We start from the raw sequence: 14,188 nt of genomic DNA on the forward strand, positions 1-14,188 counted from the left end.
GGGGCACGCTCATCTTCAACTACGGCCGCCACGAGGTGAGCAACTTCCTCTTGTCGAACGCCCTCTTCTGGCTCGACAAATACCACCTCGACGGCCTCCGTGTCGACGCCGTGGCCAGCATGCTGTACCTCGACTACAGCCGCGAATCAGGCCAATGGATTCCCAACGAATACGGCGGCCGCGAAAACTTGCAGGCCATTTCGTTCATCAAGGAGTTCAACGTCCAATCGCATTTGCAGCATCCGGGCGTGCTGACCATTGCGGAGGAAAGCACCGCCTGGCCGAGCGTTTCGCGCCCTACGTATGTCGGCGGGCTGGGCTTCAGCCTGAAATGGAACATGGGGTGGATGAACGACACGCTCCGCTACTTCCGCAAAAACCCGATCCATCGCACGTATCATCACGATGAACTCACGTTCTCGCTGATTTACGCCTTTCACGAAAACTTTGTGCTGCCCTTGTCGCACGATGAAGTGGTGCACGGCAAAGGTTCGCTGCTGGATCAGGTGCCCGGCGACTTGTGGCAAAAGTTCGCCAACATGCGGCTTTTGCTCGGGTACATGTGGACACACCCGGGGAAAAAACTGCTGTTCATGGGGGGCGATTTTGGCCAGTGGAACGAGTGGAACTACGACGAAAGCTTGCAGTGGCACTTGCTGCAATGGGAAAGCCACCAGGGTTTGAAAAAAATGGTGGCCGACGTCAACCAACTGATGCGCCGCGAGCCAGCCTTACACGAAGTCGATTTCGATTACACCGGCTTTGAATGGGTCGATTGCCACAACTGGCAAAACAGCGTGCTGGTGTATTTGCGAAAGGCGAAAACCCCCAGCGACTTTTTGGTTGTCGCCTGCAACTTCACTCCCGTGCCGCGAGAAGGATATTTATTGGGCGTGCCGGAACGCTGCTGGTACGAAGAGATTTTCAACAGCGACAGCAAATTCTACGGCGGCAGCAACCTGGGCAACGGCCCGGGCATCATGGCCACCGACCACATGGCTCACGGCCGCCCACATTCGATTGAAATCACTCTCCCGCCGCTGGCGGTGGTGGTGCTGAAGCCGCGGCGGTAAGCTGAAAGCGTCGAGCGATTAGCAACCAGCGACTAGCAAATGCCGCAGGCGCACGCGGACTAGAGCATCTTGTGATCGCCCGAACTTTCTGCATCGCAGGTCAAACTCGTCGCCGTGGTGCTGGTCAAGTCGGCTGCGGCGCCGCTCGTCAAATTAACCGCGGCGGCGGGGTGGAATTGCTGCTTCAGAATGTAGGTGGCCCACATCGAGAGCAAAATCGAAATGGCAAAGATATAAATCCCCCATTGCACTTGAATGTGGGTGCCGCCTGGAAAACCTTTGAAACAAATGACCAGCGAGGCAATGACGAACACATCGACCATTGACCACTTGCCCAGGCTCTCGACCATTTTCAAATGGCGCTGGGTGGCCCGAGAACCGAGGTGAATGGCGCGGATCAGGGCGATCAGCTTGGCCAGGGGAAACGCCAAGGAAAACAGCAGGATTAAGCCGCCGATAAATAATTGCCCCTCCTGGAACAGATGCAGGATGCCGCCCACGAGCGAAAACTGCCGTGGTTCCAGGTCGCTGCTGACAAACAGGCGAACGAGCCGCTCGAAAAAGCCGTCGCCAAATTTGGGAATCATGGTGAAGCTGGGCGCGAAGATGCCGACCAAAAATAGGAGCGCAGCCAGGTAGGCGAAACAGAGCGGCGTGAAGCTGGGATTGCGCTTTTTCAGCGATGATTTCAAGGCATCGCTGGCAGCGCGACGAGAAATCAGTTTATGGGGTGGGCTACTCATCAAGGTTGTACGCCATCGGGGAAATAATCGGAAAACGTCTGGGCGGTGCCACTGCTGGCTTGTCCAGCAGTGCCGAATTGAGTTGCCATCATCGTGCCATAGCGAAATTGCGGCGGCAATAGCTTGCACGGGCCGATCGCTGGGGCGACGGCGGCCTTTGCCCCAGGCAGCCAGTTGCTGCTCACCCTCACCCCGGCCCTCTCCCGTCGAGGGAGAGGGAGAATGCGCGCGACCAGAGGTCGCGGCTTTATGATTGTGTGGCACGGATTCGATGACCAATCGTGTGATTACATCGAGTGCAGGCCGACGAGGGTGCCTTCGGTATCGATGATCAGGGAGATGTGGCCGTATTGGCCGATGGAGAATTTGGGTCGCTGGACTTTTCCGCCCGCGGCTTTGACGCGGCCTTCTTCGATGGCGCAATCCTCGCAATGAAAGTAAACAATGGTGGAATTGCCCGTGGCGTTAAAGCCTTCCATTTTGACCAATGCGCCGCACGCGCCGTAGATGTTCATTTCGCCGGGAAACGCCCATAGCTCGACTCCCGGAATCGGTGAATCGAGCTTTTGCAGTTTGACTTGAAAAACCGATTCGTAAAATTGCTTGGCGCGGGCGAGGTCTTGAACGTAAATTTCAAACCAGTCGATAGGATTGCTTTTCATTGGGCGGTCTCCGAAAACATGAGTTGCCCGATTTGCCGAAGATGCGAACGCTATTGATGTGATCTTGTTTCTTTCAAATTATGCGGGAACGATGGGAGGGCCGCAAGTATTTGCGGGGTTGGAGCGGGAATTGCGCGTGATTTCCTAGGGAGCGATTTTAAGGAGAACGATCATGGAAACTACAAAACCTTCGAGACTGCAGGCGGTGCGGGAATGCTTGCAGACCGTATTTCCTCGCGCGGCAATCCGTCAGGAACGGCGCATGAGAAGGCGAACGGCGGTCAAGAGAATTATCTCGCGGTAGCGAAGCCGCGCTGAATGCTAGGGATCTCAGAGAGCCATGGCGCCATTCATTTATTTGGTGAGTTTCGATCCTAGCGGTGAGGCGAGAGGCGGAACCTCCGCGGGGCCTTTATCCAAGAACCGCCGGATGGGAGTTTCATAGTTCGCTAACCACCGTTGTGGCTGGCCGTCGAACCTGTCGGTGAGGATCCGAATTTGGGCGTGGTCTAAAAATTCCTTGCGCATTTGCACTTGCCCCACGCGGCGACCATCGGCGGTTGGTTTCAACTCGAATTTCTCCTTCACGTCGTACCCGTGACCGCCTTGACTGTCGGTTTCCGGATTCATTGCAATCAGTTCGATGGAATAGATGGGCTTGAGTCGACCTTCGTCGGCGAGTGTAAAAACGACGTTCACCTTATCGCCCCCCGCGTCGTTTACCTGGACGTCGTACTTCAACCCCCATTCGTCTTTAGAAGGTCCCAGCACATTATAAATTGCCCAACTGCGGCCAGACATCAGGAAAATGACAGCGACCAGCAACACGGCCGTCGCCAAGCGTGAAAATTTAATGCTCATTGCGCGTTCACCTTTTAAGAATGCGGGAGCAGTTTAGCCGATCCGAGCGTCGGGACCTCGGCTTGTGCCCACCCGGCGGACATTCAAGCGACGCGCGTCAAATCGGGCAATATCAATTTGCGAGCTGGCGCTTTGCTATCGCGGGGCGATTTCCACTGGCGGCGCTAGCAAAGCACCCTGGAACTGTTTCCAACTTGGCCGAGAAACAGAGGCCGACGCGGGGCTTGGGTCGCGGGCATCGTGCCGGCGCGCCGGGACCGATTGATGATCGAACGGCGGTGGTGGGACAATTTGAAATTCCGACAGCCGCTTTTCCCGACTGACACAGTCGGGCTATGTTCAAATTGGCCCACCACCCGAACGGCCGCCGAAACACCGCTGAAACATCATGTCCGCTGCGCGATAAGGAGGATTAGCCGCGGGGGGAGTATTGCTGGTCGGTGACTTTTTCCAGCCATTCGACTTGCTTGCCGTCGAGCATTTCTTGAATGGCGATGTGGGTCATGGCGGTGGCGGGCGCCGCGCCGTGCCAATGCTTTTCGCCCGGGGGAATCAGAACCACGTCGCCGGGACGAATTTGCTCGATTGGGCCGCCCCAGCGCTGCGTCAGGCCGCAGCCGGCGGTGACGATGAGCGTTTGGCCCAGCGGGTGGGTGTGCCAGGCCGTGCGAGCGCCAGGCTCAAACGTGACACTGTTGCCGGCCGCACGGGCCGGGGCGATGGGCTGAAACAGCGGATCGAGCCGGACCGTGCCGGTGAAATACTCGGCCGGAGGTTTGGCGGAGGGTTGAGAGCCACTGCGTTTGATTTCCACTTGCTTTGCTCCTTTGTTTAATTTGTGATTGTGCCACTATTATTGCTGAGTTTTAATACTTCCGCACGGGTGTGTTAAAAAATCAATCGCCATCGCTGTAAAGCGATGTGATTGCGGTGCGTCACAACGGTCCGATTGCGGCAGGGGGCATAGCGGGAATGGAATAGATTCCAGGTAGACATCGTCAGTTGATTGACCTGCGGGCGTGCCCTGGTTTCGCTGCAGGATACTAGCTATAATGTGGGGGCAAACCTCCCGCGATGGGGAGTCAGTCGTGATGGCGTTGTTCGATGGTAGCCGAATGAAAGGAAGCACTGGGCACGGGCTGGAGCGCCATGCCGCGGCCTGGTTGCAAACCGAGCGCAGGGCGGTAGAGAAGAGTTCAGCACGTCGTGCCATGCACGACGCCAAAGTAACTCGCCGACTTCTTCATGGGTCATGCGATCGTATTACGAAGAATTAGAGGTCGATTCGTCCGCCTCGGCGGATGACATCTGTGTCGCCTTTCGGCGATTGGCGAAGAAGTACCATCCCGATTTGAACATCGGTCGCGAACAAGAAGTGCGCGCGGCGTTTATCCGAGTCCAAAGAGCCTTCGAAATTCTTTCCGATCCGGAGCGGCGTGCCCGTTACGATGCCCATTACGACCGTCGAAACCCCTGGGGTCAACCCACGCCGCCGTCGGTGTACGAAATCCAGCCGCTGGATGAATTTCAGATTGACCGTTCGTCGCTGGAGACAGCGGTTAACCTGCCGAGAATTCGCCGTCGGCTGGATCCGCAGCTTCGCAAAGCGATTTTATTTATTGCCGTGTGCATAGTCGTGGCGGTGCTTGTCGTGATTATTACGACTTGATATCCGCTCGCGGATGTACCTACTAGCTGCTGGCAGCAGTGCATTGTCGCGGTTGCACGGCCAAGCGACCTTCAAGGTTGCTGTTGTTTTGCTTCCTGGCGGGCCAGGGCCATCAGCATCGTGGAGGGCAGTTTTTCCACGCCTAAATGGCGGAGCATGTTTACAACCTGGGCCGTGGTGTATTGTGCATGGGCGCACACGTGCAACAAAACATCGGAGCGGCGGCAGCTAAACCGCTCGCCAAACGACGCGCTGAACCGGTAAACCAGTTCGTCGAGCGATTCCGGCGCATGCGCGGCCAAATCATCGGCCCAGCGTTTTTCCAAAGCGGACCATTTTTGGCGCAACTCGTCCAACGTTCGCAGGGCGTCTTCCCCCTGTTGATTGCCGGGCAATTGGCCCGGGACATCGCCGGGCGCGAGGGCGTTTTCGTTCCCTTGTAGCGCGGCCAGCCAAACATACTCGGCTGCGTACATGTGCGTGAGCGATTTCCATACGGAGCCTTGCCCAATGGCAAACGGGCGGCGGAGCTGCTCGTCGTTAAGTTGCGCCGCAGCGGCAAGTAAATTTTGGTTTACCCACGCGCGGTGCTGGTGCAGGCGGTGAACGAGCGAAATGGCAGTGGTCATCACGGCATATTACTGGTGCAGTGGTGAAATAGTTTAGTCTTGCAGCCGCTGCCGGCGATTCAGCAATCGCTGCAGGCGGCGTTGCAAAGCGGTGTCGTGGCCAAAGGTTTCCGCTTTTTTTAGCCAGCGGCGAGCCGCCAGTGGCCGGCCGGTTTTGCGGTAAGAACTGCACAGGTAGAGGCACATTTCGTAGTGTTGCGGATGACGCGGGTTCAGGCGCAACGCCCGGAGATAGCAAGGAATGGCCTGGCGCATTTTTCCGCCGGCATCGAGCAGTGCGCCCAGATGAAACCAGACCAGCGCGTCGGTTGGTGTTTGCTTCGACAATTCGCGGAGCAGGTCGATGGCTGCCCGGCGGTTGCCGGCCTGTGCTAGGCGAAGTGCACGGGAAAGCAACGCGGGCCTTTGGGAGCGTGCATTTGAGCGATTGGCGCGGGGCAAATAAGATGTCGATCGCCGCATGTTTTCCCCTCGTATCGTTGTAGTTCAATCAAATTAAATCACGACGGCACGACGATGGCAACGATACCAGAAGTTGCAAACACGGTGATCGTGAATGCCCAACAGCCGCGTCTAATCGACGCTGCTGGAGCGCGTGTCGGAGAGCGTTTCGCCGGGGGCCAATTGGTAGCCAAATTCGTTTTGCACCTGCTTGAGCCAGGCGAGGGGCATCCCCTGGTTCTCCTCCAGGCCGACAAATGCATACGGAATTTTAGACATTTCGTTGGACATTTTAGCCATGAATTCTTCGTGCAGCGCGTCCAGAGTGGGCTCCTCGCTTTCGATTTGCACGACGTAGTACACCGTTTGCGGCTCGTTGGCGGCCACGCCGGTTTCGCCGGCTTTCAAAGCGAAAATGCTTTTCATGAACTCGTCGCCGGCCTGCTCCACGCCGGGAACTTTCGTCAGTCGAGGCGCGCCAAACGGCTGGCCGACCGGTTGCGTGAGCCAACTGAACGGACCGACCGTGGAGAGCCCGCTTCCTTCGACCGAGCCGAACGTTTCCTTCAAGGTTTGCTTCAGTTGCCGGGCTTGAGCGGCATCTTCATTGGCCTTGGCCAGGGCGGGTTTGCGGGCTTGGATGATTTTCCAGGCCAGTGTTACTTCAGGCTTGATTTCGTCCAGGGTCGGCGTGTGGGCGGCCTCGTCGGCTACTTTCCACCACAGGTAGCGGTTGTTATCGTTGTCGTCGCTCCGCTGCGGCTGATAGGTGGGCAGCGTCGGCTGACTGCTGGAATCTAATTGATAGGCCGATTGAATGAAGGAGGGGGCGCTGTATTCGCCGGGCACCAGCGAGCGGCGAGATTTGCCCAGATCGGTGTGGTTGTAGGCTTGTTCGAGCGAAATCAGTTCCGTCTGTTTGGCTTCCAATCCGGAGGGCTTGGCCAGAGCGGCCAGATCAGGGGGATCGGGCATTTTAGCGGTTTTATTTCCGCGGCTTTCCGCGGCGCGATAGGTTTGTAGGCCGCGGTTGTATAGCTCGATTTTTGATTCGATTGCGGAAAATGCGGCGTCGACCTGGTCGTCTACTTTTTGTTGAGCCAGCTGATTGCGAATGGTGTCGGCGACTTTATCGAGCGGATCGTATTCGACGGTGCGGTCGGGAGTGGCGGCGTTGGCGTCGGGCGCCCCGGTTTCCGGCATCTTGGCGTCCGATGATTTTGCGTCAGATGTTTTTGAATCGGCGGACTTGGCGTCAGCAGGTTTTGCGTCCGCAGATTTACCAGCGGACGATTTGCTTCCGGCAGGCTTGGTGTCCGACGATTTACTGCTGGACGATGCGTCCGGCGATTTGCCGCTGGACGATTTCGCATCGGCCGATTTTTGGCCCGCTGATTTTGTGTCGGCCTGCGCTAACAGTACGCCATCCAGCGAGGTGGCCACGGTTTGCTTACCGTTGACAGGAGCTGGAGGCGGGACGAATGATTGCTTATTGCTGCTGGATTTATTTTGATTGTCCGATTTTTTTGAGTCGCCGGATTTTGAATCGCTGGATTTGGGGTCACCCGGTTTGGCATCGCTGGATTTTGTGCTTCCCGTTTTGGCGGGTGGGGCTTTCGTATCGGCCGATTTTGCGTCGTTGGTTTTCGCGCCGGTCGATTTCGTATCCAGCGGTTTTGTGTCGGCCGGTTTCGACTCGCCGGATTTTGCCGGGCCGGCGTCGGATTTGGTGTCGTCAGGTTTAACCGTGCCGGCTGGTGCAGTGGCGGCGCCTTCGGCGCCGGGTTTGCCGCTTTCGGGCAGTTCGGGCAGCTTGGTTTTGATGAATTCCTGCTTGTGGTTGTCGTAATAATCTTTGATTTCCTGCTGCGTGATTTTGGGCGATTCAGCGGCCATCAACTGCTCGTAATCGGCCTTGATGTATTGGAACTTGGCTTTGTAAGGCTGTCGGAAGCCGGGGCTGGGACTGGCCGGATCGGGTTCGTCGGTTTTGTATTGTTCGTAAAAGCTTTTGAGTTGCTCCGGGCTGGGATCGGGGATATCGGCCGCGAATTTTTCAACCGGCACGGGAAGAATTTGCGCCGTCACTTTGCGGTTTAAGCGGCAGAAATAATCCCAGCGGTCACCCGGCGTATCGCCGCGAAAAACCGCCCCCATCATTCCGCCGGAGCGGCTCAAAAGAGGCGAAAAGGCCATTTGGGCATAGGCTGCCGCCAACTGCATTCGCAGGGCATCGAACAATTGGGTCTGACCGATTCCGTCGAAACGTTGGGACACGGCTTGGGCTGCATCGGCGAGATCCTGGGGCCGCAATTTATCTTCCGTAAGGGAATTGATGTAGCTGTTGATGACAGTATCGCTGATGACAATGCCCAATTGCTGGGCTTTTTTATCCAACAGCATCGTGTTGACGATGGCTCGGTCGGAGGTTGGAATCTGGCGGTCGATACTGGCGAGTTGTTGTGGTGGCAATCCGGCCTTTGTGCCGGCCGTGATCAGAAACTGTCGCAGTGCCTGGAAATTCGTTTTGAGAAAGTTGAGTTCGCTGCGATGGACCGTGCCAAAGTCCCAAGTAAAGATGTCAGGATCTTCACGCTTGCCGCCGGAGCCAAGACGGGACATCGAGCCGAGAAAAATGAAACTAATCATGGCCAGGATGGAGATGGGGACCATCCAAGCCTTCTGATTTTTGCGGAAAACGCTAAACGGACTGGCCATGTCGGTAGGTTCCTAATCGTTGACGGCGACAGGTGTAAATATCGCCCAATATGCTTGATTACGAAAGCAGCGTTCGTTCCGGTCGGGGGCAAAGATGCCTTGACAACCAACGTGCCCGAGTTGTATGCGATTAAGGCAGCGGCGGAATGGAAACAGTGGAAATCGGAGACGCCGATTGTAGCGCTGGGCGACGTAAATGCAATCCCAGTCGAGCGCAGCGTCGAGTGGAAGAAGCGATGCCGGCCCCGGTTTGGATCGATATCATCCCGAAACAGACGGGTTGCGACCTGTGGGCTTTAGCTTCCCAGCGGCGTAGAATCGGCTGGCGGTTGCCTATGGTACTCAAAGATTCGGTCGTAACGGTTAGTTGGAAAATGTCGATTGGTCAGTGATGTTTGGAGGGCTTTGAGGGACGCACTTTAACAACTTGTGAAACCTAACTTTGTGGCGGATAGATAGTCAGGCTTTTCGCCGGCAAATATCCCATGTTTCACAGATTGACTGCTTTAACATTAACCCTGCGGTATTTATGGCGAAAAAAACTTCCCGAGCCGGCACCAAAAGTTTGGTGATTGTCGAATCGCCGGCCAAAGCCCGAACAATTAGCAAGTTCCTGGGGCGCGATTTCACGGTCGAGGCCAGCATTGGGCACATTCGCGATTTGCCCCAGGGGGCCAAGGAAATACCCGCGGAGTATAAGGACCAGGCCTGGTCGCGTCTGGGTGTGAATGTGGAGCAGGATTTCGACCCGCTGTACGTTATTCCGCATAGTAAATCAGCCCATGTGAAAAAACTTCGAGGTCTGGTCAAGGACGCCAAAGATTTGTATCTGGCGACCGACGAGGATCGAGAAGGGGAAGCCATTAGTTGGCATTTGAACGAAGTGCTAAAGCCCAAAATTCCGGTGCGGCGGTTGGTGTTCCATGAAATCACCAAGGACGCCATTCATGAGGCACTGGAACATCCACGGGAAATAGATCAAGACCTGGTCCGGGCCCAGGAAACGCGCCGGATTTTGGATCGGCTGTACGGATACGAAGTGTCGCCGCTGTTGTGGCGTAAGGTGCGGCCCAAATTATCGGCCGGCCGCGTGCAAAGCGTGGCGGTGCGATTGATTGTGGAGCGGGAACGGCAGCGGATGGCGTTCCATTCGGCCACGTACTGGGATCTGCTGGCGACGTTTGCCAACGCCGCCAAAACGCAATTTGCGGCTACGATGATCTCATTAAACGGCAAGCAAATTCCCTCGGGCAAGGATTTCGATTCCGCCACCGGCAAGCTCAAAGATTCCGCACTGTTGCTGCTGGACGAAACGCAGGCACAGGAATTGGTGCAGCGGCTGCGAGCCGCCGAATTTCGCGTGAGCGCGTTGGAGGTGAAGCCGTACACGTCGCGTCCCTATCCGCCGTTTACCACCAGCACGCTGCAACAGGAAGCGAACCGAAAATTGGGCTTTACTGCCCGGCGCACCATGCAGGCGGCCCAAAGTTTGTACGAAAACGGTCACATCACCTATATGCGTACCGATTCGACAAATTTGGCGAGCGTGGCGATTGAAGCGGCGCGGGCATTGGTGGCGTCGCAATACGGTCCGGAATATGTGCCCGACAGCCCGCGAGTCTATTCCGCAAAAGTGAAAAACGCGCAGGAAGCGCACGAGGCGATTCGTCCGGCGGGCCATCCGTTCGATTTCCCCGAACAATTACGGAGCGAATTAGGGCCCGACGAGTTCAAGCTGTACGACCTGATTTGGAAGCGGACCGTGGCCAGTCAGATGGTCGATTGCCGCGGCCAGCGCATTACCGTGACGATTGCCGGGGGCGGCGCCGAGTTTACGGCGGGGGGCAAAACGATCGATTTCGCCGGTTACTTGCGGGCTTACGTGGAAGGCTCCGACGACCCGGAAGCGGACCTGGCCGACCGCGAAGCGGTTTTGCCATCGCTGGCAGAGGGAGAAAAATTGCAATTGGCCGGCGACGGACTGGAACCGAAAAGCCACACCACGCAGCCGCCGGGGCGGTTCAGCGAAGCGGCGCTCACGCGGGCACTGGAAGAGTTGGGCATCGGCCGGCCCAGCACGTACGCAAGCATTATCGACACCATTCAGGCCCGCAACTACGTGTTCAAAAAAGGCGGCGCGCTGGTGCCCACGTGGACGGCGTTCGCGGTCACGCAGTTGTTGGAAAAGCATCTGCAGGAATTGGTCGATTACGGCTTCACCGCGCAAATGGAAGACGATTTGGACGCCATCAGCCGCGGCGAGCAGGCCCAGGTAGATTACTTGCGAAAATTTTATTTCGGCAACGGGCAGCCGGGGTTGAAAAAACATTTGGATAAAAAAACCGACGAAATCGACGCCCGTGATGTCAGCCGCGTGTTGCTTTCGGAGCCGGAAGGGGAGCCGCCGATTTTTGTGCGCGTGGGCCGCTACGGGCCGTTCATCGAGCAAGGCGAACGGCGGGCGTCGTTGCCCGAGGGATTAGCGCCGGAAGAGCTGACGCTGGAAAAATGCCGCGAGCTGTTCTCGCAAGCTTCGCAAGCGGATGAGCCATTGGGCGTTTGCCCGGAAACTGGCAAACCGGTGTATTTGAAAGTAGGTCGATTTGGTCCATACGTACAGCGCGGCACGCCGGATGATGAGGAGAAGCCGCAAAACGCATCGCTGCTAAAAGGCATGACGGCGGAAAGCGTTGATTTGGCCACGGCCCTGAAGCTGCTTACGTTGCCGCGGAATTTGGGCACGCATCCGGAAAACGGCCAAACCGTGACGGCCTTCAACGGGCGGTTTGGGCCCTACATTAAGTGCGGTGAGGAAACGCGCTCGCTGCCGGCGGGCGTTTCGCCGCTGGAAGTCACGTTTACCGAAGCGCTGGAATTGCTGAAACAACCCAAGGCGATGCGTCGCGGATTCGGCGCGAAAAAAGAGCCGCTGAAAGTGTTCGATCCTTCGCCCGTCACTAAAAACGCTGTCCAATTGCTCGATGGCCGGTACGGGCAATACGTGACCGACGGGGTGACCAATGCCTCGGTGCCGAAAAACACGGCGCCGGAAGAGGTCACTTTTGAATTTGCCTTGCGGCTGTTGGCCGATCGCGCTGCTGCGGGGCCGAGTAAAAAGGCGTCCCGGCGCGGCGCAAAAAAGACAGCCGCAGCCAAGCCAAAACGTGCGATGGCTTCTAAATCGGCTTAAGTTTGTGGTCGCGGCGTTGCGCGCCCAAAACTAGGGAGGCGATCCGCTGACTTGTCGCAGTGGAACGAGCGATTCGCTATAATGCGGCTGGCGGCTTTGGTCGACACGGGCCACGATCTCGGGCGGGCCATTTTTGGATTACATCGATGCAGATGAGCAGGCTCTTCGCTACATCACGAAAGTATTGTGATAGTCCGGCGCGCAGGGGCGCAGTTCCTTTGATTCATCAAGGATGGCCCCCATGTTTCCATTCGCGCACTGGCTGCAGTTTTCTTCGCTATTTTCCGCCCGGCATGACAAGCGAATGAACGGCGCTGGGCGGCGGCGCTGTGCGCGTGGCCGCGCGGGCTGGGCACGCCGCTGGCCATTGCACTTCGAGGAGTTGGAAAGTCGGCGCCTGTTGACGCTGCTTGGTCAACAATTGTTTCCAGCGGACAATCCGTGGAATCAAAACATCAGTAATGCGCCGGTAGTGGCCAATTCGGCAGCCATTATTTCGCACATTGGCACATCCGTTCGCATCCATCCCGACTGGGGCGAAGACAATCCGGCGAATGGAACCGATCCGCTCTACGGCATTCCGGTGAATGTAGTTCACGGAAACAGCACCGCGAAGATTAACGTCATCATCGACAACTATCCGGACGAGAGCGATATTGTGGGAGTTCCGATTCCGGCCGGCGCCGTGCTGGAAGGGGACTATCAAGTCGGCCCCAACCCCAACGGCGGTGGTTACAACGCGAATCAGCGCGGTGATTCCCACCTCATTATTTGGGACGAAGACAACAACATTGCCTACGAGTTGTACGGAGTTACACGGCCCAGCGATCCCAAATTGTTTCCCAACAACAACGGTGCCGAACTGAATCACACCGACGGCCAATGGCATGCGGCTCAAGAAACGGTGTGGAACATGAACACCGACAGTTTCCGCACATTGGGCGCTACCTCGGCCGATGCCGCGGGTCTGTCGATTTTGGCCGGCCTGGCCCGACCCGACGAAGGATTGCCAGTATCACAAGGAGGGCAGGGCGTCATCAACCATGCCTTGCGGATGACTCTGCCCTCGGGCGACATCAATCCGCAATACGTTTATCCGGCTTCGCACATGGTGAGCACTTCGCAGGGGGCGAACAACGTGCCGCTGGGCGCTCGGCTGCGCCTGGCGAGTACGCCGACGATCAATAACCTGATCAACAACATGCCGCCGGAATCGCAGATTATTGCCCGGGCCATGCAGCAGTACGGGTTGATTGTGGCCGACATCGGCAGCGCGATGTATGTGACCGGCGCCTCGGCGGCGGTGGACGCCAACAACAACATTGCGCTGACTTGGAATACGGACGACATTTTTGCCTCGAACGGTTTGGAAGCGCTGAACGCCGGCGATTTTCAGGTGGTGAACCTGGCGCCGGTGGTCACGGGCCTCAATGCAAATCGCAGCGCAGCAGGGAGCACTTTGACTGTTACCGGCCAAAACTTTTCGGGCGCTGCCGGGCATCTTTCGGTAACGTTTGGCGCTACGGCGGCCACGTCGGTTACGGTGGTCAGCGATACGCAGCTTTCCGTCGTCGTTCCGCGGGTATCGGGAACGGTAGACGTGAGGGTTCAATCGGGGGTTGATGAAACCGACAATATCAGCGACAACCCAAATGCGAACGTGAATGCGCCGATTTTTGGATATGGCACCTCGGCCAAAACGTCCGCCGATTTGTATACGGAAATAGCTCCCGGCGATTTCAATGCCGACGGGCACGTTGACGCCGACGATATGATGCCGGCGATGCAGGCCTTGACGAATCCGACGACGTATATGAGCACCTACGGTGTATCGAGTGGGAATTTCAGCGGAATTGCCGACGTGAACGGCGACGGGCACTTCGACAGTGCCGATCTGCAAGCGCTATTGAGCATGTTGCACAGCGGCAAAGGCAGCAGCAGCGAAGAAAACAGCACCGCTGCAACCGCCGCTGAGGAGACAGGAGCCAGCGCCGCGGGAACGAACGGCTCGACAATCAGCACGACGACCGGCGCTCCCATAACAAGTGGCACAATTGCCAGCGGCACGACAACGGCGCCGGCGACCAGCCCAAGTGAGAAAGAGCGGGTGTATCCAGCGATTGCACCGCGGGCGCTGCTGTTTTCGACATTTTCGATTTACACGACCTTCGCAAATGTCGCACGAATGGAAGATGAGATGCG

At 57.1% G+C, this 14,188-nt stretch carries 12 protein-coding genes; 4 read left to right on the forward strand and 8 right to left on the reverse strand.

The features are described from left to right. The coding region (gene glgB, locus VMJ32_00940) for a 1,4-alpha-glucan branching enzyme (protein HTQ37560.1) at window positions 1-1,073 on the forward strand (1,073 nt) is incomplete at its 5' end. 59 nt (window positions 1,074-1,132) lie between these two features. On the opposite strand, the gene VMJ32_00945 is transcribed toward glgB, so the two are convergent. The 5 genes from VMJ32_00945 to VMJ32_00965 form a co-directional block, all read right to left on the reverse strand. Further along, window positions 1,133-1,816 (reverse strand): paraquat-inducible protein A, encoded by a 684-nt coding sequence (locus VMJ32_00945; GenBank protein ID HTQ37561.1) that lies wholly within the window; start codon window positions 1,814-1,816, stop codon window positions 1,133-1,135. Next, window positions 1,816-2,007, reverse strand: coding sequence for a hypothetical protein (locus VMJ32_00950; protein ID HTQ37562.1), 192 nt, complete (start codon window positions 2,005-2,007; stop codon window positions 1,816-1,818). Before VMJ32_00950 ends, VMJ32_00945 begins: the two co-directional genes overlap by 1 nt. A 96-nt stretch (window positions 2,008-2,103) precedes the next feature. After that, window positions 2,104-2,478 carry a VOC family protein gene (locus VMJ32_00955; protein HTQ37563.1) on the reverse strand — a complete coding sequence of 125 codons (375 nt, stop codon included), beginning with the start codon at window positions 2,476-2,478 and terminating at the stop codon, window positions 2,104-2,106. Between the two features lie 354 nt (window positions 2,479-2,832). Next, window positions 2,833-3,339, reverse strand: a complete 507-nt coding sequence (locus tag VMJ32_00960; protein HTQ37564.1) for a hypothetical protein — start codon at window positions 3,337-3,339, stop codon at window positions 2,833-2,835. Between the two features lie 412 nt (window positions 3,340-3,751). After that, the gene (locus VMJ32_00965; GenBank protein HTQ37565.1) at window positions 3,752-4,153 is read right to left on the reverse strand and encodes a cupin domain-containing protein; all 402 of its coding nucleotides are present in this window, start codon (window positions 4,151-4,153) and stop codon (window positions 3,752-3,754) included. A gap of 438 nt (window positions 4,154-4,591) precedes the next feature. On the opposite strand from VMJ32_00965, the gene VMJ32_00970 reads away from it, so the two are divergent. Further along, window positions 4,592-5,008, forward strand: coding sequence for a DnaJ domain-containing protein (locus tag VMJ32_00970; GenBank protein ID HTQ37566.1), 417 nt, complete (start codon window positions 4,592-4,594; stop codon window positions 5,006-5,008). Between the two features lie 71 nt (window positions 5,009-5,079). Here the strand turns inward: VMJ32_00970 and VMJ32_00975 are convergent, their stop codons facing one another. The 3 genes from VMJ32_00975 to VMJ32_00985 all read right to left on the reverse strand — a co-directional run bounded on the left by VMJ32_00975 (window position 5,080) and on the right by VMJ32_00985 (window position 8,796). Continuing rightward, entirely contained in the window at window positions 5,080-5,637 is a 558-nt protein-coding gene (locus VMJ32_00975; protein ID HTQ37567.1) for a DinB family protein, read from the reverse strand. A 33-nt stretch (window positions 5,638-5,670) separates the two neighbouring features. Next, window positions 5,671-6,033 carry a tetratricopeptide repeat protein gene (locus VMJ32_00980; protein HTQ37568.1) on the reverse strand — a complete coding sequence of 121 codons (363 nt, stop codon included), beginning with the start codon at window positions 6,031-6,033 and terminating at the stop codon, window positions 5,671-5,673. Between the two features lie 177 nt (window positions 6,034-6,210). Further along, on the reverse strand, window positions 6,211-8,796 hold the full coding sequence (locus tag VMJ32_00985) for a hypothetical protein (GenBank protein HTQ37569.1): 2,586 nt from the start codon (window positions 8,794-8,796) through the stop codon (window positions 6,211-6,213). A gap of 529 nt (window positions 8,797-9,325) precedes the next feature. Here VMJ32_00985 and topA point away from each other — a divergent pair. Both topA and VMJ32_00995 read left to right on the forward strand, forming a co-directional pair. After that, entirely contained in the window at window positions 9,326-11,986 is a 2,661-nt protein-coding gene (topA, locus tag VMJ32_00990) for a type I DNA topoisomerase (GenBank protein HTQ37570.1), read from the forward strand. Window positions 11,987-12,227: 241 nt separating this feature from the next. Continuing rightward, window positions 12,228-14,188, forward strand: a 1,961-nt coding sequence (locus tag VMJ32_00995) for an IPT/TIG domain-containing protein (protein HTQ37571.1), incomplete at its 3' end; no start/stop codon positions are given.

The sequence above is a fragment of the Pirellulales bacterium genome, assembly GCA_035499655.1.
Lineage (GTDB): Bacteria > Planctomycetota > Planctomycetia > Pirellulales > JADZDJ01 > DATJYL01.

What these genes read in the sequence shown, in the direction of transcription:
- VMJ32_00955 (HTQ37563.1), bottom strand. Translation starts at nt 2,478, where the DNA reads ATGAAAAGCAATCCTATCGACTGGTTTGAAATTTACGTTCAAGACCTC.
- VMJ32_00960 (HTQ37564.1), bottom strand. Translation starts at nt 3,339, where the DNA reads ATGAGCATTAAATTTTCACGCTTGGCGACGGCCGTGTTGCTGGTCGCT.
- topA (HTQ37570.1), top strand. Translation starts at nt 9,326, where the DNA reads ATGGCGAAAAAAACTTCCCGAGCCGGCACCAAAAGTTTGGTGATTGTC.
- VMJ32_00975 (HTQ37567.1), bottom strand. Translation starts at nt 5,637, where the DNA reads ATGACCACTGCCATTTCGCTCGTTCACCGCCTGCACCAGCACCGCGCG.
- VMJ32_00985 (HTQ37569.1), bottom strand. Translation starts at nt 8,796, where the DNA reads ATGGCCAGTCCGTTTAGCGTTTTCCGCAAAAATCAGAAGGCTTGGATG.
- VMJ32_00945 (HTQ37561.1), bottom strand. Translation starts at nt 1,816, where the DNA reads ATGAGTAGCCCACCCCATAAACTGATTTCTCGTCGCGCTGCCAGCGAT.
- VMJ32_00970 (HTQ37566.1), top strand. Translation starts at nt 4,592, where the DNA reads ATGCGATCGTATTACGAAGAATTAGAGGTCGATTCGTCCGCCTCGGCG.